The 20,635-nt window shown below is 71.6% G+C and carries 18 protein-coding genes and 1 pseudogene; 6 read left to right on the top strand and 13 right to left on the bottom strand.

The features are described from left to right. Positions 1-103 precede the first annotated feature (103 nt). From QSK39_RS39455 to QSK39_RS39435, 5 genes are all read right to left on the bottom strand, one after another. Positions 104-1,309, bottom strand: a complete 1,206-nt coding sequence (locus tag QSK39_RS39455; protein ID WP_285482941.1) for a PucR family transcriptional regulator — start codon at positions 1,307-1,309, stop codon at positions 104-106. A gap of 68 nt (positions 1,310-1,377) precedes the next feature. Beyond that, a complete protein-coding gene (locus QSK39_RS39450) occupies positions 1,378-1,743 on the bottom strand; it encodes a RidA family protein (protein WP_285482940.1) in 366 nt (121 codons plus the stop codon). Further along, positions 1,740-2,984: an NAD(P)/FAD-dependent oxidoreductase gene (locus QSK39_RS39445; protein WP_285482939.1), complete on the bottom strand. Its 1,245-nt coding sequence runs from the start codon at positions 2,982-2,984 to the stop codon at positions 1,740-1,742. The genes QSK39_RS39450 and QSK39_RS39445 overlap by 4 nt, the downstream gene beginning before the upstream one ends. Further along, a complete protein-coding gene (locus tag QSK39_RS39440; RefSeq protein WP_285482938.1) occupies positions 2,981-3,967 on the bottom strand; it encodes a dipeptidase in 987 nt (328 codons plus the stop codon). The genes QSK39_RS39445 and QSK39_RS39440 overlap by 4 nt, the downstream gene beginning before the upstream one ends. Continuing rightward, a complete protein-coding gene (locus QSK39_RS39435) occupies positions 3,967-5,412 on the bottom strand; it encodes an amidohydrolase family protein (protein WP_285482937.1) in 1,446 nt (481 codons plus the stop codon). The genes QSK39_RS39440 and QSK39_RS39435 overlap by 1 nt, the downstream gene beginning before the upstream one ends. Positions 5,413-5,557: 145 nt before the next feature. Here QSK39_RS39435 and QSK39_RS39430 point away from each other — a divergent pair, with 145 nt between their 5' ends. Then, a complete protein-coding gene (locus QSK39_RS39430; RefSeq protein WP_285482936.1) occupies positions 5,558-6,952 on the top strand; it encodes a serine hydrolase domain-containing protein in 1,395 nt (464 codons plus the stop codon). 114 nt (positions 6,953-7,066) lie between these two features. Here QSK39_RS39430 and QSK39_RS39425 read toward each other — a convergent pair. From QSK39_RS39425 to QSK39_RS39410, 4 genes and pseudogenes are all read right to left on the bottom strand, one after another. Then, positions 7,067-7,330: pseudogene (locus tag QSK39_RS39425) on the bottom strand (hypothetical protein); the annotation flags it as partial. A 289-nt stretch (positions 7,331-7,619) separates the two neighbouring features. Further along, a complete protein-coding gene (locus tag QSK39_RS39420; protein ID WP_285482935.1) occupies positions 7,620-9,224 on the bottom strand; it encodes a purple acid phosphatase family protein in 1,605 nt (534 codons plus the stop codon). 155 nt (positions 9,225-9,379) lie between these two features. Then, positions 9,380-10,339: a quinone oxidoreductase family protein gene (locus QSK39_RS39415; RefSeq protein ID WP_285482934.1), complete on the bottom strand. Its 960-nt coding sequence runs from the start codon at positions 10,337-10,339 to the stop codon at positions 9,380-9,382. Then, the gene (locus tag QSK39_RS39410; RefSeq protein ID WP_285482933.1) at positions 10,336-10,548 is read right to left on the bottom strand and encodes a hypothetical protein; all 213 of its coding nucleotides are present in this window, start codon (positions 10,546-10,548) and stop codon (positions 10,336-10,338) included. Before QSK39_RS39410 ends, QSK39_RS39415 begins: the two co-directional genes overlap by 4 nt. A gap of 75 nt (positions 10,549-10,623) precedes the next feature. Here QSK39_RS39410 and QSK39_RS39405 point away from each other — a divergent pair, with 75 nt between their 5' ends. After that, on the top strand, positions 10,624-11,253 hold the full coding sequence (locus QSK39_RS39405; RefSeq protein ID WP_285482932.1) for a TetR/AcrR family transcriptional regulator C-terminal domain-containing protein: 630 nt from the start codon (positions 10,624-10,626) through the stop codon (positions 11,251-11,253). A 441-nt stretch (positions 11,254-11,694) separates the two neighbouring features. Here QSK39_RS39405 and QSK39_RS39400 read toward each other — a convergent pair whose 3' ends face one another. Continuing rightward, complete coding sequence (locus QSK39_RS39400; protein WP_285482931.1) at positions 11,695-12,192, bottom strand: molybdenum cofactor biosysynthesis protein; 498 nt, start codon at positions 12,190-12,192, stop codon at positions 11,695-11,697. A 53-nt stretch (positions 12,193-12,245) separates the two neighbouring features. Continuing rightward, on the bottom strand, positions 12,246-12,713 hold the full coding sequence (gene msrB, locus QSK39_RS39395; protein WP_285482930.1) for a peptide-methionine (R)-S-oxide reductase MsrB: 468 nt from the start codon (positions 12,711-12,713) through the stop codon (positions 12,246-12,248). Positions 12,714-13,187: 474 nt separating this feature from the next. Here msrB and QSK39_RS39390 point away from each other — a divergent pair, with 474 nt between their 5' ends. Then, entirely contained in the window at positions 13,188-13,373 is a 186-nt protein-coding gene (locus QSK39_RS39390; protein WP_285482929.1) for a DUF7402 domain-containing protein, read from the top strand. A 139-nt stretch (positions 13,374-13,512) separates the two neighbouring features. Here the strand turns inward: QSK39_RS39390 and QSK39_RS39385 are convergent, their stop codons facing one another. Beyond that, entirely contained in the window at positions 13,513-15,552 is a 2,040-nt protein-coding gene (locus QSK39_RS39385; protein ID WP_285482928.1) for a glycosyltransferase family 4 protein, read from the bottom strand. Positions 15,553-15,608: 56 nt separating this feature from the next. Here QSK39_RS39385 and QSK39_RS39380 point away from each other — a divergent pair, with 56 nt between their 5' ends. The 3 genes from QSK39_RS39380 (at position 15,609) to QSK39_RS39370 (ending at position 19,008) form a co-directional block, all read left to right on the top strand. Then, entirely contained in the window at positions 15,609-16,988 is a 1,380-nt protein-coding gene (locus tag QSK39_RS39380; protein WP_285482927.1) for a glycosyltransferase, read from the top strand. A gap of 201 nt (positions 16,989-17,189) precedes the next feature. Beyond that, positions 17,190-18,044: an oxygenase MpaB family protein gene (locus QSK39_RS39375; RefSeq protein ID WP_285482926.1), complete on the top strand. Its 855-nt coding sequence runs from the start codon at positions 17,190-17,192 to the stop codon at positions 18,042-18,044. A gap of 112 nt (positions 18,045-18,156) precedes the next feature. After that, positions 18,157-19,008 (top strand): MerR family transcriptional regulator, encoded by an 852-nt coding sequence (locus tag QSK39_RS39370; RefSeq protein WP_285482925.1) that lies wholly within the window; start codon positions 18,157-18,159, stop codon positions 19,006-19,008. A gap of 12 nt (positions 19,009-19,020) precedes the next feature. Here QSK39_RS39370 and qcrB read toward each other — a convergent pair whose 3' ends face one another. Beyond that, positions 19,021-20,589 (bottom strand): cytochrome bc1 complex cytochrome b subunit, encoded by a 1,569-nt coding sequence (gene qcrB / locus QSK39_RS39365; protein WP_285482924.1) that lies wholly within the window; start codon positions 20,587-20,589, stop codon positions 19,021-19,023. Positions 20,590-20,635: the final 46 nt, after the last annotated feature.

The raw sequence follows: 20,635 nt of genomic DNA, 5'->3' as shown, positions 1-20,635 counted from the left end.
GTCGGGTGACCAGGTTCGAGTCCGGGCGGCAAAGCGGTCGGAAGCAGCCTTGAGGTGCGTCGGGGATCAGCAAGGCCGCGGGCGGCGCGCGGTTTCGGTCGCCTCAAATGTCGCCGAGCAGTCTCGCCGCCTTGATGCCGAGGTGCAGGACGAGGCGGCGTTCCCCGTCGCTCAGGTCGAAGCCGGTGAGCTCTTCGATGCGGCGGAGCCGGTGGTAGACCGTCGCCCGGTGCACCCCGAGGCGCTCGGCGACCGCACGGGAGTCACCCGCGCGGTCGAGGAAGGTCTCCGCGGTGACCACCAGCTCGGGATCGGCGTCGGCGAGCGCGGTGATCGCCTGCGCGACCCCCATGCCGCGGAGCTGTTCGCGTGGCTGGGCGGCCAGCAGGGCGTAGATCCCGAGCGCGTCGTGGCGGGCGACGGACCGGAACCGGGGGATGACGTCGGCGACGCGGATCGCGTCGAGAGCCTGCTGGTACGAGGTCGCGGCGTCGGCCAGCCGTGTCGTGCGACGGCCGACCCCGGCCACCACAGCCCGCCAGTGCTCGGGGCGACCCAGCCGCTGCTCCGCCGACGAGCACAGCTCGTCGGCGAGCCGGGGGACCCGTTCCGCCGCGCGCTGGGTCACGACGAGCAGCCCGTGCCCGGGGCGGACCAGGACCATGCTCTCGCGGGCGGGCAGTGCGGTGGCCGCCGCACGCAGAGCCGCGCCCAGCGCCAAGCGGTCACCTGCGTCGACTTCCTGCCCGGCGACCGGCAGGGGTGCGACGACGATGACGACGACGCCACCGCGCGCCGCGAAGAGGTCCGATTCGACGAGCCCGTCGGCCGCGAGGGTACGGGCGACGTGGTCCTCCGAGAGGAGATCGCGGAGGAATTCCCCGACGCGGGCGTCGTGCAGTTCGCCCAGCGTCCGCTCGCGGAACAGCACCTCCGCGGCTTCGCCGGCCGCGACACCGGCGAGCGCGAGCCCGGCGTCGTCGACCGGTTCGTCGGCGTCGATGAGCCACAGGTAGCCGAACTGGACGCCTTGGAACCGGATCGGGATCGCGACTCGGGGCAGCAGGCCGAGCTCCGGGGCGGCGGGAAGGCGGACCGGTCCGTCGGCGCGGGCGAGCCGGAACCGCCGCAGCCAGGCGACCCCTTCCGGCGGAGCCTCCCGAGTCAAGATCACCCGCGCTCGCATGTCGTCGATGGGCCCGGCCTGGGCGCTGTAGGCGAGCAGCCGGAAGTGGACGTCGTCGACCGCGACGGCCCGGCCCAGCTGCCGGGCGAGGGTGTCCACCACCCGCTGCAGGTCTTCGCTCACGCCGACCGCGTGCCTTTCCTCGTGCGCGGCGCCGTCACGACGCTCCCCGTCAGCTCGTGAGACTAACTTCAGGGGACGTCGTCGAGCCACGCGACGACGTCGAGCTCGACGCGGAACGGCGAGATCAATCGCGCGCCGATCGTCGTCCGAGCGGGACGCCGGTCGGGGAACTCCTCGGTCCAGACTTCGTTGTAGGCGGCGAAGTCATCGAGGTCGGCCAGGTAGGCGGTGACCTTGAGGATGTGGTCCGGGCGCGCGCCGGCCTCGGCCAGCACCCGCCGGACGTTCGCGAAGGCCGCGCGGGCCTCGTCGGGGAACGCCCCGGTCACCGGTCGCCGGCTCTCGTCGACCCCGACCTGACCCGACATCAACAGCAGGTTGCCCTGCCTGCGGAATGCCGGCGCGGGCGGCGGGGTGATCGCGGTGTCGCTCATCGAAGGCTCCTTGGGCGTAGCGGGTCGAACGGACCCAGTTCGAGGGCGGCGGTCCTGCTCACGATCTGGTCGGCCAGCAGCTTTCCGGTGACCGGTCCCAGCGTCACGCCCCACATGCCGTGCCCGCCCGCGACGTGGACGCCGGGAAGCTTCGTCGCTCCGATGACCGGGAGGCCGTCGGGTGTCAGCGGCCGGGATCCGGCCCACGGTTCGCGGACGTCGTCCCACTCGGTGTCGAGCAAGGAGCGGAGCGAGCGCAGGATCGAGTCGATGCGGCGACCGTCGAAAGGTGCGTCCCGGTCGGCGATCTCCATCGTGCCCGTGATCCGGACCCGGTCGCCGTACGGGGTGAGCGTCACCCGTGCGCCGGGCAGGTAGACCGGACCCTCGAGCGGTTCGGCGAGCCGGACGCTGCACGAGTAACCGCGCCCGGCCTGCACCGGCACGCGCACGCCCAGCAGGCGGGCCAGCTCCGGCAACCACGCGCCCGTCGCCAGCACGACGGCGTCGGTCTTGTGCGGCGGTCCGGACCAGGTGTCCACCTGCAGCCCGCCGGGCCCGAACCCGATCGACCGCACGTGAGCGCCCTCGACGATCTCGCCACCTCGCTCGCGTACCGACGCGGCGAGCGCGTCGAGGAACGCGCCCGGCGCGAGGAACCGCTGTCCGTGCAGGTGCAGGATCTGCGTGATCTGGTCGGAGAACGGCGCCTCGTGGCCCGCCGAGATCCGGTAGGAGACGTCCTGCCCGGCGGTCCGGGCGGCGGTGAGTTCGTGCTCGAGCCCCGCGGTGTCCTGGCCGGCGGTGAACCCGATGCGGACGGTCCGCTCGTGGACCTCCGCAGCGACGCCGCCCTTGGCCAGCTCGTCGAAGGCGCCGAGGCCGTCGGCCGCCAGCGGCGCGAGCGCGGCCATCCCGCGCCGCCACCGGGACGCGGTCGCGTTCCGCGCGAACCCGGCCAGAAACGCCACCGTCGCCGCGGACGGCCGTCCACTGACCGAGACCGGTGAGCCGGGGGTGAGCAGGCTTCGTGTGCCTTCCCGCAGCAGGGCCGGCTCCGCCAGCGGTGCCACCATGGCCGGCACGAGGTAGCCGGCGTTGCCCCACGACGCGCCCGCCGCCACCGCCGACCGCTCCAGGACGGTGACCTCCGCGCCGTGCTTTTGCAGGAACCACGCACAGGAAAGCCCGACGACGCCGGCGCCGACGACCACGACCCGACGGGGTGTCCTCCCGTTCACCGCCACACCTCCTCGGCCACGCGCAGGAAGTTGCCGCCCAGGATCCCCTCGACCGCCTCAGGCGGGTGGCCGCGCTTCACCAGGGCCGAGGTGATGGCGGGCAGGCGTTCGGGCTCGATGAACTCCAGCTTGTCCCACTGCGAGTAGCTCGCCGGGAACAGTTCGGGGTTCGCGGCCAGCTCGTCACCGACCTGGTCGAAGCAGAAATCCAGCCCGAGGCCCACGTGCTCCCACCCGATCACTTCCACGGCGTGCTCGACGTGGCGGACGAGCGCTTCGGTGCTCGCGTCGTTGTCTCCCAGGAACATTCCGACCCCGTTGATCCCGACGACGCCACCGGTCGCCGCGCACGCGAGCATCTGGTCGTCCCACACGTTGCGCGCGTCGTCGTGCACCGCTCGCGCCGCCGTGTGGGACACCACCACCGGTGCCGTCGACGCCGCGAAGACGTCCATCGATGTCCGGTACGAGCAATGCGCGGTGTCGACCACCATTCCTGCCCGGTTCATCGCTGCCACCACCTCCCGGCCGAAGTCCGTCAGGCCGCCGTCGCTCTCGTCGTGGCAGCCGGAGCCGGCGGCGTTGCGCTGGTTGTAGGTCAGCAGCATGGTGCGCACGCCCAGGTCGTAGTAGGTCTGCACCAGGTCGGCCCGCCCACCCAGCGGATTGGTGTCTTCCAGGTCGAACGCGACGGCGAGCCGTCCGGTGGCCCGCGCCTCGCGCACGTCCTCGGTCGTGCGCGCCAGGAGGTAGCGGTCGGGCCGGCCGAGCAGCTGGTGCCGGAACCCCGACACCACCCGGATGGTGTCGGCAACGTCGTGCGGTGCGTAGCCGACGTTGACCGACACGAACGATGCTCCCGCCTTCGCGTACCGCCACAGCACGTCGACGTCGGTGTCCGGGTCGAGCGGGAGGCAGCAGTGCTGCTCCCACACCACAGCCCGCGTGCCGCACTCGGAAGCGTCCGGCCGGGTCGTGGGCATCAGTGGTTTCCGTTCACGCAGGAGGGGCAACCCGGCAGGCGCGCGCCGTGATGGAGCGCTCGCTTGTAGCGGGCCTCTTCCTCGAGCTCGGGAGGAAGGTCCGCGGTCAGCAGCGGCTGTTCCGGCAGCGCGTCGCGATCCACCAGCGCGCCGTCCTTGATGACGGCGTGGATGCTCTGGTAGTTCTTGGCGCCCAGCAGGGGATTCTCGTCGAGGACGACCAGGTCGGCGATCTTGCCGGCCTCGAGTGTCCCGAGGTCGTCGTCGACGTGGTAGGCCTCGGCGATGTTGCGGGTGGCCGCGTGCAGCAACGCCATCGGCGCCATGCCTTTTTCTTCCATGGCCCGGAGCCAGACGAAATGACCGGTCGCCAGGCGGTTCAGCCCCTCGTCTTCGGGCAGGCCGTTCCAGGTGCCCTTGATCATCGGCTCGCTCATGACCTCCGGGGCGAAGATGCCGCCGTCGTTGGCGAGCAGGATCGATGCCCCCGCCTCGACGAGGTGGCGGGCGTTGGCGTCCGAGGCCTTCCAGATCGTCCATTCCGGGTCCGAAATGGACTCCTTGAGAACCTTGAACCCGTTGTCGGTCAGCGGAAAGAGGACCGCGCCGCAGTTCTTCTCGGCGAAGAGTTCGAGGGTCTCGCGCGGGATCTCGGTGGGGCCGGTCGTGTTGGCGTGCTGCACGAGGTCGCAGCCCGCCTCGATCGCCATCCGCAGGCCTTCGACCGACGAGGTGTGGGCCTGCGCGGTCAACCCGGCGCGATGGGCTTCTTCGACGATGACGCGCTGCGTGCGCTCCGAGAACTGGATGAAGGCGCCGGCCGAGGCCCCGCCGTGCTCGTTCGACGCGTACTTGACGAAGTCGATCCCGCGTTCGAGGTACGCGCGGACCTCCTTGCCGACCTCCTCGGGCGTCAGCCACATCAGGTGCCGCCCGACGTTCTCGACCCACGTCGCGTTCACCCGGTCGACGAAGTGGGAGCTCCCGACGCCGGGGATCCGCTTGTCGAAGTCGTCGGAGAACGGGCCGTCGAACCCGACGATGTTGCCGGCGCAGCGGATCCGGCTGCCGGGCGTCTCGCCCCGGTCGATCCGGTCGCGGACCGCCATCAGCGCCCGGCGCGGCCCCCAGGTGTCGAACACCGTCGTCAGCCCGCCTTTCAGCGCGACCTGCGCGGCCTCGGCGATCAAGTCTTCGTAGCGCCCTTCGTACCGGACGAGCGTTTCGAACATGATGTTGACGAGGAGGTGCACGTTGGCGTTCATCAGCCCGGGGATGAGGAACTTCCCGCTGAAGTCGAGGGTCTCGGTGCCCGCCGGGACCGCCAGGGCGTCCGGGCGGTCGATCGCCGCGATGCGGCCGTTCTCGATCAAGATCGCGCGGCCGTCGATGCCCTTGTCGGCGACGCCGTCGATGACGGTCGCGCCCGTCAGCAGGAGTGACATCGTCGTCTTCCTTCCGTTCTCCGGTGCGTCACATCACGGTAGGTCCGTGGGCGCCACCCTGGTATGGACAGGAGTCGCACTGACGGGTGACCGCATTCGACAGCTGTCGAATGCGGCGCGCCCACTCGCTTGACAGAATCACTTGATGCTCACATCGAACGAACTCGCCGATCGGCTGTCGCGGCTGGCGGAGAAGTTCACCGTGACGGGTGCGTCGGCGGCGCTGTGGCACGACGGCACGCTGATCCGGTCCGAAACCGGGACGGTCAACGTGACGACCGGCGCTCCGGTGCGGCCGGACACGTTGTTCGCGGCAGGCTCGGTGACGAAGACGCTCACCGCGTCCCTGGCGATGACCCTGGTGGACGAGGGGCAGCTCGTCCTCGACGCGCCCGTGAGCGAGTACCTCCCCGGCTTCACGACGGCCGATCCCGGCCGCTCGGCGGCGATCACCGTGCGCATGCTGCTCAACCACTCGTCGGGCCTGCCCGGCAACTACCTGCCGAACCTGGAGCCGGGCGACGACGTGCTCGAGCGGCTGATGCGGGAACTCACGACGCTGGAGGTCACCGGCGTCCCCGGTCGGCGGTTTTCCTACAGCAACATGGGAATGAGCACCCTCGGACGACTGATGGAGGTGATCACCGGCGAACGTTTCGACGTCGCACTGCGCACCCGCATCCTCCAGCCGCTCGGCATGACCGCGACGGCGGACGCCGAGGAAATGCTCCTCCACTCAACGGCCGTCGGGCACGTCGTCCACCCCGCAAGCGGAGCCGTCTCAAGGGTGCCGCGCCTGCGTGTTTGGCCGGAGTACGGCCCGGCCGGTTCACGCTTGTGGCTCGACGTCGAGTCGCTGGTCCACTTCGGACGGATGCACATCGACGGCACGACACCCGACGGACACCGCCTCCTGTCGCGGGCAGCATTGGAGCAGATGCGCACGCCCCAGTACGACGAGTTCTGGGGCTGCCTCCGCGGGTGCGCGAACTTCGGGCTCGGCTGGGGCATTTTCCGTGAGGGCGACGACCCGGTCCTGACGCACTCCGGCGCCAACCTCGGCATGCATTCGACCCTCTACGTCGTTCCCCGGCAGCAGGCCGTGCTCGCGGTACTCACCAACAGCAGCACCGGAGCGATGCTGCACTCCACCTTGTGCACCGAGCTCCTCGACGAATTCTTCGACGCTCGGGGCCCGGCGGCCGTCGCCCCACCCGAGGCGAGCATCGAGGTCGACCGCGAGCGGTTCACCGGCCTTTACCGTGCCCCGGACGGCCAGGTGTCGGTCGAGGTGCGCGACGGGCAACTCCACGCGCGGTTGCTCCCGGATGCCGGCCTGGCCGACTGGGACCGCTTGATGGGCAGCCCCGCGGGCGGCGGCCAGGCCATGCCGATCACCTGCATCGACAGCGCGCGGAGCCGATTCGTCATGGACCTCGGCAGCCCGGGGAGTTTTCTGGCAGTCCAGTTCTACGAACCGGGCTTGGACGGACGTCCCACCCTGGTGCGGCTGGGGACCGTCTACGAGCGGACGCCGTGAGTACGCCGACGAGGTCGGATTCGTGAGTGAAGCCGGTGCCGGTGCGGCTGGTGGGCACGGCGGTGCCGTCCGGGCGATCCGCACGCAGGCCCGGTAGCCGTCCGGCTCGTACTCCTACGCCCATTCCGAGCGGGCTTGTAGCCGGCCGCCGTTGGCTTCGGCCTGCAGCGGTGTGATCCCGCCGGACACCCGGGAGCACGGCGCGCTGCCATGGCAGCACCCTTGCGCGGCCCGCCGCCCCTCGGACCGGACTTGGTCCGAGAGGCACCGCGGCAGCACGATGTGCACGGCGGTTTCGGCCAGTCCGAAGTCGGCGTCCGGCACCGGCTTCTGCTCGTTGACCACGATCCGCCCGCCACCCGCCAAGGGGATCGTGCTGTTCGGTCGCGGTCAGCCCGGCGATGTCGATCACCGGCAGGCCATCCGCACCCGGCTGGCGTGGGAGCGCTCGGTGAACTCACCGGCTGACATCGGCGGTGTTCCGGCAGCGGACGTCGCCATGGCAGCGAGAATTCCGGATGTGCTCATCGCCCGGGCCAGGGAGTCGCGTGTCTTGAGGTCGTCCGGGGGACTCCGGCTGCCGAGAGCGATTGCCGACCCGGCAGGGAGACGGTCGAGCGGCCGGCGCCCCAGAGGCCGGCGCCGGCCGATCGGACTCGCGCGATACTCAGGCGTCGCCGGGGTCGGAGCCGAGCCCGGCAGTGCCGAAGCCTCCGGCCGTGTGCAGGCCCGCGGTACGGCGCAGGGTGAACCGGTCGATCTCCACGCCGTCGTTGCGCAGTGTCCGCACGGTCAGCGTGGTCTTGTGGCCGAACCACGCCGGCTCGACGTCGATCGCCAGGAACGAGTAGCCGGTGTAGCGCACGCGCGACCAGCCGACCGTTTCGGTTTCCTGCCCGCCGCCCCGCACCCAGTGATACGACGTGAACTCGCCCTCGAAGGTGTCGGGCACCGGGAAGCTGTAGACGCTGCGGCCCCCGCCGCCGCAGGTCGCGTAGACCGTGCCGTCGCGGTCCGGGTCGACGGTGTCGCCGATCGCGACCTTCCGCGTGATCCGGCCGCCGCGCAGCGCGTCCGTGCGTTCGTAGATGTGGTTGTGCCCGTTGACGACCAGGTCGACGTGGTACTGGTCGAACAGCGGCACCCACTCCTCCCGCACGCCGCCTTCGGACGCGTGCTGGTTGGTCGTGGAGTAGGCGCAGTGGTGGAAGAACACGACGATGAAGTCGACGTCGGGCTGCTGCCGGAGGTAGCGCAGGCGGCGCTTGAGCCACGCGGTCTGCGAGCCGTGCGAGTAGCCGCGGTTGGCCGGGATCTCGTAGGAGACGTCGTTGGCGTCCAGGGAGATCACGCCGACGTTGCCGTAGATGAACGAGTGCACGCTCGGGCAGTCGGCCGGGCCGCTGCCGGGGAAGTCCCAGCGCTTGGTCTGGCCGCCGTAGCCGTCGGGCGAGTAGAGCGCTTCCATGTCGTGGTTGCCGGTGGTGACCATCCACGGCACGGACGCGGCGACGCCTTCGATCTGGGTGTAGTAGGCGTCCCAGACCTTCGGGTCGTAGAGGTCGTGGGTGCCGTCGGCGACCGGGCCGGGCGGGAGGCCCGCGCCGCTCGGGTCGGCGTAGGCGATGTCGCCGGCCAGCAGGTGGAAGCGCGGGTGCTGTTTCGCGACGGCGCCGTCCTGGGCCAGCGCGGTCGTGGAGACGCCCTGGTCGCCGAAGGCGGTGAAGGTGAACTTGCCGGCCGGGAAGCCGCGCGCGGGGGCGGTGGTGAACGTCGAGATCGCCGCAGCGCCGCCGTCGCCGCGAGCCGGGTCGAAGCCGTCGTGGCCGACGGCGTACGTATACGTGCGGCCCGGCGTCAGGTGGCTCGCCTCGGCGTGCAGGTAGTACTGGTCGTAGGGCGCGATGACCCCGGCGACCTCCGAGTGCAGGGCACGGGTCTCGGCCGGGATCCGGTGTCCCCACTGGAACCCGTGCCGGTCGTGGTGGTCGGCCACCCGCAGGAACGGGTTCTTGACGCGGGTGGGCACCTGCCAGGCGACCCGGATGTCCGTGCGGGGGTTGCGGCCGAAGGCGAGGTGCCGCCCGGCCGGGGCGACCTTCGCGCCGTCGGCGTAGGCGGTGCCGGGCAGCAGCAGCGGGCCGGCGCCGAGCAGGGCGCCGGTGGCGGCGGCGCCCTTGAGCAGGGAACGACGGGAGAGGTACTCGTGCTGCTCGGCCATGCTCAGGCGGGCAGCCAGCGCGTCGGGAACACCGACTCTCGGGATTTCCATGCGCGGATGCTCGCCGACGCGCGTTCCGGGCTGACGACACCGAGACGAACGGCAGCCGTCCAGTTACCCGTAGGGGAGTCAAGGAATACCCAAGCGCCTTTTACCTTGACCGAGTACCCCGTATGGTCGGCCCCGCCGGCGGCCTGGACCGTGGGCTACGGCAGGACGACGAGGCGTTTGCCGTGCAGGTCGGTGCGCTGCCAGGCGGCCTCGATGTCGGTCAGGGGCACCTTCTCCAGGTCGAAGGTGAGCTGCCCGGACCGGGTCCAGCCGACGATCTGGCCGTAGACCTCGCCCATGGTCTGCGGGTCGAGTCCCTTGGCCGCACCGCAGATCTCGACCCCGGAGGTGCGCAGGCTCTCCGCGGTGAGGCTGAGCGTGGCCCCGGCGGCTTGGCCGATCTGGATCACCCGGGTCGGTTTCGGGAACGCGAACGACGTCGGTACGAGCGAGCGCAGCAGGATCTCGGTGGGCCGCCCCCACAGGTAGTCCACGACGACGTCGTAGCCGTCTCCTCTGGCGTCGGTGAACGCCTGCGCCAGTTCTTCGTCGGAGACCGCGGTGTTGATCACCGTGTCGGCGCCGAGAGCCAGTACGTCGCGCAGCTGATCGTCGTCCCGGCCGGTTGCGACGATCCGCCCGGCGCCGAGCAGCCGGGCCACCTTGACCGCGAGCCGCCCGGCGACGCCGGTCGCGCCCTGCACCAGCACCGTCTCGCCGGGGACGAAACCCGCGGCGGTCGTGACGGACATGCCGGTGATCGCCGAGCCCAGCACCGTCGCCACGGCCGGGTCGATGTCCTCGGCGATCGGGACGAACGAGCCTTCCGGCACCACGGTCCGCTCGGCGAGCGCGCCGTAGGGCAGGCGCGGATTGCCGAACCCGACGAGGGTCCCGTCCGGGAGCGTGCCGATGCCGTCGAACGCGGCGATCGCGGGCAGCGCGGCGACGTACTTCGTGCTCGCGTAGTGCTCCCCGGCGGCGAACGCCTTGTCGACGTTCTCCACGGCAACCGCCGAGACCTCGATGATCACCTCGCCGTCGCCCGCCACCGGATCCGGGAAGTCCTCGTAGCGCGGGATGCCACCGACCTCGTGCAGCACCGCCGCTTTCATCGCAGCTCCTGCCCGAAGAACGCGGCGATCCGCCGTTGCCAGGCGGCCAGCACGCGAGGTGGCCGGGAGGGCGAGTGGTTGCGGGCAGGGGAGTGGTGCCGCGCGGGGGCGTGGCCCTGGTGCCCGGCAGGCCGCTCGATGTGCGCGGGCACTCCGGGGATGCGGTGGGTCATCCGGTGCAGCGCGTGGCGGAGCGAGTATTCGGTCATCGTCACCCTCCAGGTGTCTCTATCACTGATAGAGGCAGCCTATCACTGATAGAGTGCGGCCGGGAGGTGCCGAGATTGACGTTGGACCGGCAGCAGATCGTCACCGAGGCCGTGGCCCTGCTGGACGCCGAAGGGCTCGACGGCGTGACCACGCGGAAACTGGCCGCGCGCCTCGGCGTGCAGTCGCCGACGCTCTACTGGCACGTGCCCAACAAGGCGGCGCTGGTCACCGCGATCGCCGAGCACATCCTGGAGGAGCAGTTTCCCGAGCTGTCCCCGCCGCCCGCGGAGGAACCCTGGCAGGACTGGCTGACCGGTCTCGCCGAACGGCTGCGCCGGGCACTGCTCGCCCATCCCGACGGTGCCCGGGTCATCTCGGCCGCCCAGCTGTCGCGGAAGATGGCCGCGATCTCCGAACTGGCGATGAGCACCCTCGTGGCGCGGGGATTTCCGCTGCGTCACGCGCGCATGATCGTGCTGACGGTGGAGCGGTTCACCGTCGGCTACGTCCTGGAGGAGCAGGCGCCCCGCCCGGACACCGGCGCCGACGGTTTCGACCTGGCCGAGTTCACCGCGGCGTATCCGACCGTCGTGGCCGGCATCACCGACTACTTCCAGCCTGGCCGCACAGTCGACGACCTGTTCCACGACTGCCTGGACGTGATCATCGAGGGGGCCGCGGCCAAAGCCGGTCCGCCGTCTTGATCAGGGCGCGCGGCGGCCCGGTTGTCGTCACCCACAGGAAACTCGAGATTCGGTGTTCCAGTCCGCTGCGGCCACTTTCGGCCTGTTCCAGGACTGTCCGGCTGCACCCGCGGGTCGCCGTGCAGACACCGCGGAGACCTGGCCGGCCGGCGGCCCACCTCGACCAGTAGGTGTTCCAGTTCGACACCACCCCGGTCCGCAGCGCGGTGATCGTCGCGGCGACGTTCCAGATCTACCAGGTGTTGACAGCGAGTCAGGCGGATTCGTTGCGCCGGCAGGAGAGCCCGCGCACCCCGGAGATCATTCCAGCGCAACATATGAGGTCGGCCATCGACCACATCCGCAGCTACCAGCCCCGATTTCCGCGCCGCGGTGGAGCTGTGTCAGGCCGCGGGGCAGCGCACCACGGTGAGGGACGCGGGACCGACCCGCAGGATTCCGTCATCGAGAGGGGTGCAGCGCACGCCGCCGCGCCCGCGGAGCCCGCGGAACGCGCCGGGCGCCAGCACCACATCCATCCAGGCGCACGGGTGGGCCGGGCGATAGGCATGGAACCGGACTTCGCCCGCCCCGGAGTCGAGGCCGAAGACGGCGCCGGTCCCGCCACGCGGCCAGCTCGTCGACGGGAAACCCGCGCACGACGATGTTGCGTCGCGGCAGGTGCGGGCCCGGCACCACGGCGAGGCCGAGGTCCCGCGCGAGAACGTCGAGTGACTCGGCGGCGAAGAGGGTGACGGCGGCCCGGCGGTGGGCGGGCTGGTTGAAGTACCGGTCACCGACGAGCCCGAGCGTGGCGCGCACGGTCACCTCGTCGCGCTCGACGGGTTTCGGGTCGGGCCGCGGGCCGTCCGCGGGACGGCCTTCGAAGGCGTGTGCGGAGGAGACCAGCAGCGCGACGATCTCCACCGGGGTCGAGATCGTGGCGGGCGGGGTCGGCATGGGCTCTCCTCGACCGGCCGGTGCGCGAACCGGAGTTCGCGCGCCTGCGTTCCTCACTGGCCCTCGGTGTCGCTGGTGAACAGGGTGCGGTAGTCGCCGTAGCCCGCGTCTTCCAGGTCGTCGAGGTGGACGAACCGCAACGACGCGGAGTTGATGCAGTAGCGCATTCCGCCCTTGTCGAGCGGGCCGTCATCGAAGACGTGGCCGAGGTGGCTGTCCCCGTGCAGCGACCGGACCTCCGCCCGGATCATCCCGTGGCTGAAGTCTTCACGCTCGACGACGGTGGACTTGGCGATCGGCTTGGTGAAGCTGGGCCAACCGGAGCGGCTGTCGTACTTGTCGACCGAAGCGAACAGCGGCTCGCCGGAAACGACGTCGACGTAGATGCCCGGCTCGTGGTTGTCCCAGTACGCGTTCGCGAACGGACGTTCCGTGCCGTCCTGCTGAGTAACGCGGTACTGCTCCGGATCCAGTCCCGACACGGCTTCCGGATTCTTGTGGTACTTGGCCTGCTGAGGCACAGCTCTTCCTTCCCCGCCTGGCGGCGCGAAGCTGGGACACCAGGTGAAACGCACCTGGACGTGCAGATGTACAGACGTGCGGCGTACCCGCGCTATTCCGCTGGGCGTCCGGTCGGCGCGGGCGCGTTCTCCTTTCGTAAGGACTGGGAGAACGCGCCCGCCCGGGTGGACTGTGCGGTCCCTGAAACGGACGCCACTCGAAGGGGAAACCATGGCCGGCACGCGTCGTTGCCGATCCCCCTACGTGAGCCGGCCACCGGGTGAGACGCGCTGCTGCGCCGGACGGCGGCTGGACATCGCGCTCGGAGCTCCCGAACAATGTGCCCTCGTAATCGAGGGGGCGGAACCTGCCGGTGCCGCGACACGAGCGACCGCTGACCGAGGACGGGGCAGTAGCGAACCTCGCGACCGGTCTGCGCGAGTTGCGGCGGATGGCGGGTAATCCGCCGTACGTCGGCGAGTGGGCTTCCAACGGTGCTCGGCGGAACGCTGGCGTTCAGTGATGGCAGTGCCGTGCCGGTGTCCGCGTTGGACAACAGCGGGATCGGCAAGGTGATCGCGTTCGCACCTCGGTCGGTGACCTGGATGAAGTTCTTGGCCGCCGGCACGGCAGCCGGCAGAAACGTCGGGCTTTCCGAGTTCGAGGCGTACCGGCCGTGACAGGCCGGTGCTGCGCAACGATCGGATCCGTCCTCGGGCATCTGCCGAGCTCGTCGAGCAGGTGGTCAAAGGCGAGCACGGCACCGGGGCGGGCGACATCGCGCAGCTTCCTTCCCGGCAATCAGGGCGGTGGCCGCGCTCACGGTTGCCTCCTCCAGGGTGTGGCGACGCTGTGCTGGTAGACGTCGGCGAAGCGCCCGGCGACGCGGTCGATGCTGAACCGCTCGGCCACGGTCGCGCGGCCGGCGGCCGCGGCGGCCCGCGCCCGGGCGGGATCGCCGGCCGCGGCGCGCACGAACGCGGTCAGCCCGTCGGCGAAGCGGCTCAGCGTCGCGGTGTCGGCCAGCATCCCGTTGCGGCCGTGCTCGATGTAGTGGCCGAGCCCGCCGCGGCGTGGGCCGAGCACCAGCAGGCCCGCGTCCATCGCTTCGAGCACGGCGATGCCGAACTCCTCCTTGCGGCTCGGGCACACGTAGAGGTGGGGTGTCGGCGCCGGGAGCCACCGGGTGAGGCCGTGTTCGAGCAAGCGGACGTCGTCGTTGCCGAGCGCGGGCAGCACCGCCAGCCGGCCGGCCGCTTCGGAGTGCTCTTCGGACAGGGCCAGGATCCGGCCGAGGACCTGGGTTTCCTCCGCGGTCGGAGCGGCCGGGTCGCCGCCGACGAGCACGAGCGCGGCCTGCCGGTGCAGGCCGCGCGTGAGCCAGGCCTCGACCAGCAGGTCCTGTTGCTTGACCGGGTGCAGCCGGCCCACGGACAGGATGACCGGCAGGCCGCGGGCGGCGTCGCCCAGCCGCGGCAGGCCGGGGGACGGGGCGAACAGGGACTCGGCGAGCCGCTGCTGGCGGGCTTCGGCCGTGGGCACGCGGGGCAGCAGGGCGATCCCTTCGGCGACGGACTCCGGTTCGCGCCCCCGCAGCCGCGGGAAGTACCCGGGGAGTTCGCCGTCGGGCCGGCCGGGCAACCCCAGCAGGGTGTCCACGGTCGCGACCAGCCGGTCGGCGGTGTACATCCGGTGCAGGTCGAACCGGGCGGCGACGGGACCTGCGGGACCGGCGGCGGCGTGCCGCTCGGCGAGCGAGCGGTGCGGGTCGGCGGTGAGGGTGAACACGGTGCGGGCGCCGAGGGCGCGGGCGGCCTGGGCGATCGCGGCGGATCCGTCGTCGGAGTACCGCACGTGGACGACGTCCGGGGTGCAGCCCGACAGCCACAGCAGCTGCCGGGCGAGGAACGTGATCGCCGCGCGGTGCCGGGACAGGTCGATCTGGGCCGGCGCTCCCGCCGCGTCCACCGGGAGCCGCAGCACCACGTGCCCGGTCCCGTCGGGCTCGGCCAGCACGGGCCGCTCGGCCAGTCGGTCCCGGCCCAGCAGGGTCAAAGTCACCACGCGGGCGATCCCGGGCCGGCGGGGGAGGGCGTGCCCGAGGTGCCGCAGCAGGACCGTCAGCCCGCCGCTGGCGCCGGCGCCCGGGTGGTCGAACGAGCCCAGCAGCATCGACTGGGCCACGGTCAGCCCCGGCCGGGCCGGTGGCGGGACCGTCCACAAGGGAGCGCCGTCGGGGACGTCGGCCAGGCGGGCCAGGCAGATCGAGGCGAGGACACGTTCGTAGGGGTCGTCGGTGCTCTCGCGGGCCGACGCGATGGCTTCGGCGGCCGCCGGGTCTCCGGTGCACTGGGACAAGTAGCGCAGCGCCGCGTGCCGGTGGCCGCGGTCACCGTCGAGTCCGGCGATCACGTCGGCCACCGGGAAACAGCGGAGTGCGTGGCGTTCGGCGAGGTCCAGCAGCAGGACCCGGTGGCGTGGTGACGCCGCGGCGATCGCCGCCGCGGCTGCCTCCGAACCGTGTGCGGCGACGGCGTCACCGAAGACGTCCGCGGCGACGGCCGTCGCGAGGGAGTCGATCAGCTCGTCGCCGGTTTCCGGTGTGGCCGCGAGGACTTCGGCGGGTGCCGGGGTGACTGGTGCGCGAGCGAGCGCGCGCAGGGCGGCCAACGCGGAGTCCGCGTCGGGCAGCGCCGGACGGACACCGGCGTACTCGATCAGCGCCGGACCGGCGAACGACGGGTGGAAGGCGCGGCGGACGTCGGCGAGCCGGTCCGGGGACGCCCCGGGGCCGAGCGCGCGCAGCCGGGCCACCGCGTCGGCGGGGTGCGTGGTGGTCGTGGTCGCCGAAATCGTCACAGCGGGGCTCCCGTGCTCAGGCCGTAGGGTCGGTGGGGACGGAGAAGGAGGTGCGGATGACCGCATCGACGGGACCGCGGATCGCGGTGGTGAGCCCGCCGTTCGCGTCGCACGCGCGTCCACTCGCGACGGTCGGTGCCGCGCTCGCGGCCGAGGGCGCCGACGTGACTTTCGCGTGCGCGCCGGCGTTCGCGGGCCTCGCCGGGGAACACGGGCTGCCCTTCGGCGTTCTCGCGTTCGGCGACAACGCCAACACCGGCATCGCGGAACGCACCCGGCAGGAAGCCGCCGGCGCGGCCCGGCTGGCCGAGTTCCTCGAGGCGACGCGGGCGGGCGCGATCCCGGCGCTGCTCGCCCAGGCTCGGCACCGGCGGGCCGACATGCTGCCCGATCCCGCCGCGGTGCTGGCTTCGGTGCGGGAGTTCGACGACCGGTTCCGGCCGGACTGGTACCTCGTGGACCAGCTGGCCTACGCCGTCACGCTGGCGCTCCACGCCCTCGGCCGGCGCTGGGCGGCCTACTGTCCCGGTCACCCCGGTTACGTCCTGGAAGGTCCCGGGCGGTTCTTCGGGCTGCCGCCGTACTGGCCGGACGCGATCCGTCCCGGCGCCGGGGACCTGGCTCGCCTCCGCGCCGAGGCGGAGGCCAACGACCGGCAGTTCACCGGGCTGTTCGCGGCGTTCCTGGCCGAGCACGCCCCGGCCCGGCCGGCGCCGCCCAGCGCGTTCGGCCTGACGTCCGCGGAGGCCGTGCTGTTCAACTACCCCGAACTGCCGTGGCTGCCGGACCTGCCGCGCGGCCCGGCGCTGCGGTTCGCCGGGCACTGCAGTGACGTCGGGAAGACGTCCTTGACCGACGACTGGGTGCGGCGGATCGACCGGTTGACCGGCGACGGCCGGCGCAGGCTGGTGCTGGTCTCCTTCGGCACGTTCCTGTCCGCTCGCGACGACGTGCTCCGCACCGTCGTGACCGGCTTGCTCCGGATCCCCGACGTCGCGGTCCTGGTGGCGGCCGGAGACCGCGCCGCACCGGTACGGGCGGCTTTCGCCGGGAACGACCGCGTCGAGGTCGAAGACCAGGTGCCCCAGCGGGCGCTGCTGTCCCGTGTTGCCGCCGTGGTGCACCACGGCGGCAACAACACGTTCACCGAGTGCCTCGCCGCGGGCGTGCCGGCGCTCGCGTTGCCGTTTTCCAGCGACCAGTTCGCCGTCGCCCACGACCTGGAGCGGATCCCGGCCGGCCGGGTGCTCGACCCGCACGGCCTGACCCCGCAGGCCGTCGCGGACACGATGGCCGCCGTACTCGCGACGGCTCATCGAACCCGGGCGGCGGCGCACCGGCTGCTCGCCGGGCGTGGTCCGCGCGAGGCGGCTCGAAGCTTGCTCTCGGCCATGGGGCACCTTCCGGCCGTCGATCCACGGACGATGCAAACGTAGGTGGAAGATCGGCCACTGTCCGTGCTCGATCGGCGGTGATCCACGGCGGATTCCCACACCGGATCGGCGTGATCGCCGAGTTTCAGCAGGTAGGATTGACGGGCACAGGCCGCTCGGGCGATGTAGGAAAGTCGGCAAGGAGCCGAATCTGCATCGAAGTTGCATCGAAGTCGCGATTCGGCAGGACGGAGGTCGGGGCCCATGACCAGCGTCGCGCAGGTACGGGAACGGGCTCGGGACGCGCTCTTCGCGCGGGTGGCCGGCCCGGACGGGCCACGCAACCGGGACCGGATCCACCACGCGCCCGGACCGCGCTGGTTCGCTCCCGACAGCGCGATCCGCCGGGTGCACGGCGACACGGCGATGTTCACCGGCGGGTTGCGCGCGCTGCTGCTGCAGTCGCTGCACCCGTCGGCGATGGCCGCGGTGGCCGCCCATTCGGGGTACCGGGGCGATCCCTGGGGACGGCTGCAGCGCACCAGCACGTTCCTCGCCGTGACGACGTTCGGCACCGCCGAGGACGCCGAGCGAGCCGTCTCGGCCGTGCGGGGCGTGCACCGGCGCGTACGCGGTACCACCGAGGACGGGCAGCCCTACCGGGCCGACGACCCGCACCTGCTGAAGTGGGTGCACATCGCGGAAACGGACAGCTTCCTGCGGGCCCACCAGCGGTACGGCGCCCAGCCGCTCGACGAGGCCGGATGTGACCGCTACGTCGCGGAGACCGCGTTGGTCGCCGAGAAGCTCGGCGTCCTCGAGCCACCACGGACGCGGGCCGAGCTCGACCGGGCGCTGGCCGCGTACCGGCCGGAGCTGCGGGGCGGCGCGGACGCGCGCCGGGCGGCTCGGTTCCTGCTCGTCACCCCGCCGATTCCGTGGCCTGCAAGGGTTCCGTACGCCGTGCTCGCGGCTTCCGCGGTCGCGATGCTGCCGGTGTGGACCCGGGCTCCGCTGCGCCTGCCGTACCTGCCGGTGGCGGAGGCCACGGTCGTCCGGCTGGCGGCCGCCTCCTTGGTCAAGGCGGTGCGCTGGGCCATGGCCGCGCCGGAGTCGTGAACCGGCGCCCTCCGTTCTGCGATGCAGCCGCGATGCAACGGTATGCTGTGGTGCGATCAAATCGTCATCCACGCAGGTGGGAGGCGGTGGCAGGCGAACACCGGGAGACGGCGTGACCGATACGTCCGAAGCACGTTCGCTCGGCTCGAGCGAAGTGGCGCGGGCGCTCGGGGTCTCCCAGGTGACCCTGCGGACGTGGGAGAAGCGGTACGGGATCGGCGCCGCCCAGCGGGAGGACAACAACCGCCGGCGCTACACCCCGGAGGACGTCGAGCGGCTGCGCCGGATGCGGGCGCTGCAGGCGCAGGGGACCAGCGCGCGGGACGCGGCCCGGCTCGTGCTGTCGCGCTCGGCCGCCGAGACGACCGCCCGGCGACGCCGGGAGCGGCTCACCGAAGCCGCGGAGTCCTTCGACCTGCCCACGATCGGCGCGCTGGTCGACGACGCCTTCACCAGCCTGGGCGTGGCCAAGACGTGGACTGAGGTCGTGGCACCGGTGCTGCGCGCCATCGGTGAACGCTGGGCCGAGCACGATGACCGGAACGCGATGGTCGCCGAGTGGGCGCTGGCCACCACGGCCTCCGCGGCGATCGACCGGTACGCGGCCCCGGCGGCCGGTCCCGGGGGCTCGGCGCCGGTGCTGTTCGTCTGCGGCCCGACCGAGCGGCACGAGCTGCCGGTCAAGATGCTCAGCGCGGCGTTGAGCGACGACGGCGCCGCGGCCGCGTTCCTGAGCGGGCCGGTTTCGGTCGACGTCCTGCGGGCGATGTCCGCCCGGTTCGCGCCGCGCGACGTCGTGGTGTGGTCGATGACCGCGCAGTCGGCCGACGTGCGGTTCCTGCGCGTCTTGAGCGCCGAAGGGGTGCCGGTGCGCCCGGCAGGGCCGGGGTGGCGCGGGCTGCCGACGGTGGGCGAGCCGCTCCCGCCGTCGTTCACGGCGGCATTGGGCGTTTACAGCAGCTGAACGGCCTGGCGGTCATCGGCGTTCTTGGTGCAGGGCACGGGTTTCGTCCTCGGGGTCCGGGCGCAGCAGGGACCCCGGCACGGCGTGGCCGGCGGTGCCCAGCTTGTTCATCTTCTTCGGCACGGGCGCGCCCTGGTACTCGAGCGGGACCGCGGACAGGGGCTGGTGGACCTCGATGAACTCGCCGTGCGGCAGCCGCTTGATGATGCCGGTTTCGACGCCGTGGTCGAGCACCTCGCGGTCGGCCCGCTGCAGGCCCAGGCAGATCCGGTACGTGACGAAGTAGGCCAGCGGCGGGGCGACCAGCAGCCCGATCCGGCCCGCCCACGTCGTCGCGTTCAACGACAGGGCGAACTGCGCGGCGAAGATGTCATTGAAGCTGGACAGGGTGAGCACGAGGAAGAAGGCGATGGCCATCGCGCCGATCGAGGTGCGCACCGGTGCGTCGCGCGGGCGCTGGAGCAGGTTGTGGTGGGCGGTGTCGCCGGACAGTTTCCGCTCTATGAAGGGGTAACTCAGCAGCAGGGTCACGAGCACCGCGATCCCGATGGCGCCGGCGAAGAACACCGGGGGCACGGTGTGGTCGCCGAGGTAGAGCTCCCACGGCGGCCAGATCCGCAGCAGCCCGTCGGCCCACCCCATGTACCAGTCCGGCTGGGACCCGGCGGAGACCTGGGAAGGGTTGTAAGGCCCGAAGTTCCACACCGGGTTGATCTGGAACAGCCCCGACATCAGCGCCAGCACACCCACGACCAGCGTGAAGAACGCCCCGCCCTTCAGCGCGAAGTACGGCATGATCCGGACGCCGACGACGTTGGCCTCCTTGCGCCGCACCCCCGGGAACTGCGTGTGCTTCTGATACCACACCAGCGCCAGGTGCGCCCCCACCAGCGCGAGCATGATGCCCGGCAGCAGCAGGATGTGCAGCGTGTACAACCGCGGGATGATCTGATCACCCGGGAACTCCCCACCGAACAACGCCCAGTGGATCCAGGTGCCGATCACCGGCACCGACAACACGATCCCCGACAGGGTCGCGCGGATACCGGTACCGGAGAGCAGGTCGTCCGGGAGCGAGTAGCCGAAGAAGCCCTCGAAGCAGCCCAGGATCAGCAGCAGCCCGCCGATCACCCAGTTGGCCTCACGCGGGCGCCGGAACGCGCCGGTGAAGAAGATGCGCAGCATGTGCACGGCCATCGCCGCGACGAAGATCAGCGCGGCCCAGTGGTGCAGCTGACGCATGAACAGGCCGCCGCGCACGTCGAAGGACAGGTCGAGCGTGGTGGCGAAGGCCCGCGACATCTCCAGGCCCTGCATGTTCTTGAAGCTGCCCTGGTAGACGACCTCCTGCATGGAGGGGTCGAAGAACAGCGTCAGGTACACCCCGGTCAGCAGCAGGATGATGAAGCTGTAGAGCGCGATCTCGCCCAGCAGGAACGACCAGTGGGTCGGGAACACCTTGTTCAGCTGGTGCCGCAGGCCCTTGGCCGCGTGGTACCGCTGGTCGGCGTCGTTCGCGGCGGTGCCCAGCGCCTTTTCGACGGCACTCGCGCCCCTGGTCGGCGTGGTGAGTGAACTCATCGGCGATCCTCCTCCGGCGGTGGCCCGCCCGGCGATCGTCACCCCG

Source organism: Amycolatopsis sp. NBRC 101858 (genome assembly GCF_030269325.1).
Classification (GTDB): Bacteria; Actinomycetota; Actinomycetes; order Mycobacteriales; family Pseudonocardiaceae; genus Amycolatopsis; species Amycolatopsis ponsaeliensis.
Note: the sequence above shows the minus strand (reverse complement) of the source record. Positions and strands in the feature narration are given on the sequence as shown.

Bases quoted from the DNA above. Each gene is read 5' to 3' on its own strand.
- QSK39_RS39450 (WP_285482940.1), bottom strand. From the start codon at position 1,743: ATGAGCGACACCGCGATCACCCCGCCGCCCGCGCCGGCATTCCGCAGG.
- QSK39_RS39440 (WP_285482938.1), bottom strand. From the start codon at position 3,967: ATGCCCACGACCCGGCCGGACGCTTCCGAGTGCGGCACGCGGGCTGTG.
- QSK39_RS39435 (WP_285482937.1), bottom strand. From the start codon at position 5,412: ATGTCACTCCTGCTGACGGGCGCGACCGTCATCGACGGCGTCGCCGAC.
- QSK39_RS39430 (WP_285482936.1), top strand. From the start codon at position 5,558: ATGCTCACATCGAACGAACTCGCCGATCGGCTGTCGCGGCTGGCGGAG.
- QSK39_RS39420 (WP_285482935.1), bottom strand. From the start codon at position 9,224: ATGGAAATCCCGAGAGTCGGTGTTCCCGACGCGCTGGCTGCCCGCCTG.
- QSK39_RS39415 (WP_285482934.1), bottom strand. From the start codon at position 10,339: ATGAAAGCGGCGGTGCTGCACGAGGTCGGTGGCATCCCGCGCTACGAG.
- QSK39_RS39410 (WP_285482933.1), bottom strand. From the start codon at position 10,548: ATGACCGAATACTCGCTCCGCCACGCGCTGCACCGGATGACCCACCGC.
- QSK39_RS39400 (WP_285482931.1), bottom strand. From the start codon at position 12,192: ATGCCGACCCCGCCCGCCACGATCTCGACCCCGGTGGAGATCGTCGCG.
- QSK39_RS39380 (WP_285482927.1), top strand. From the start codon at position 15,609: ATGACCGCATCGACGGGACCGCGGATCGCGGTGGTGAGCCCGCCGTTC.
- QSK39_RS39375 (WP_285482926.1), top strand. From the start codon at position 17,190: ATGACCAGCGTCGCGCAGGTACGGGAACGGGCTCGGGACGCGCTCTTC.
- qcrB (WP_285482924.1), bottom strand. From the start codon at position 20,589: ATGAGTTCACTCACCACGCCGACCAGGGGCGCGAGTGCCGTCGAAAAG.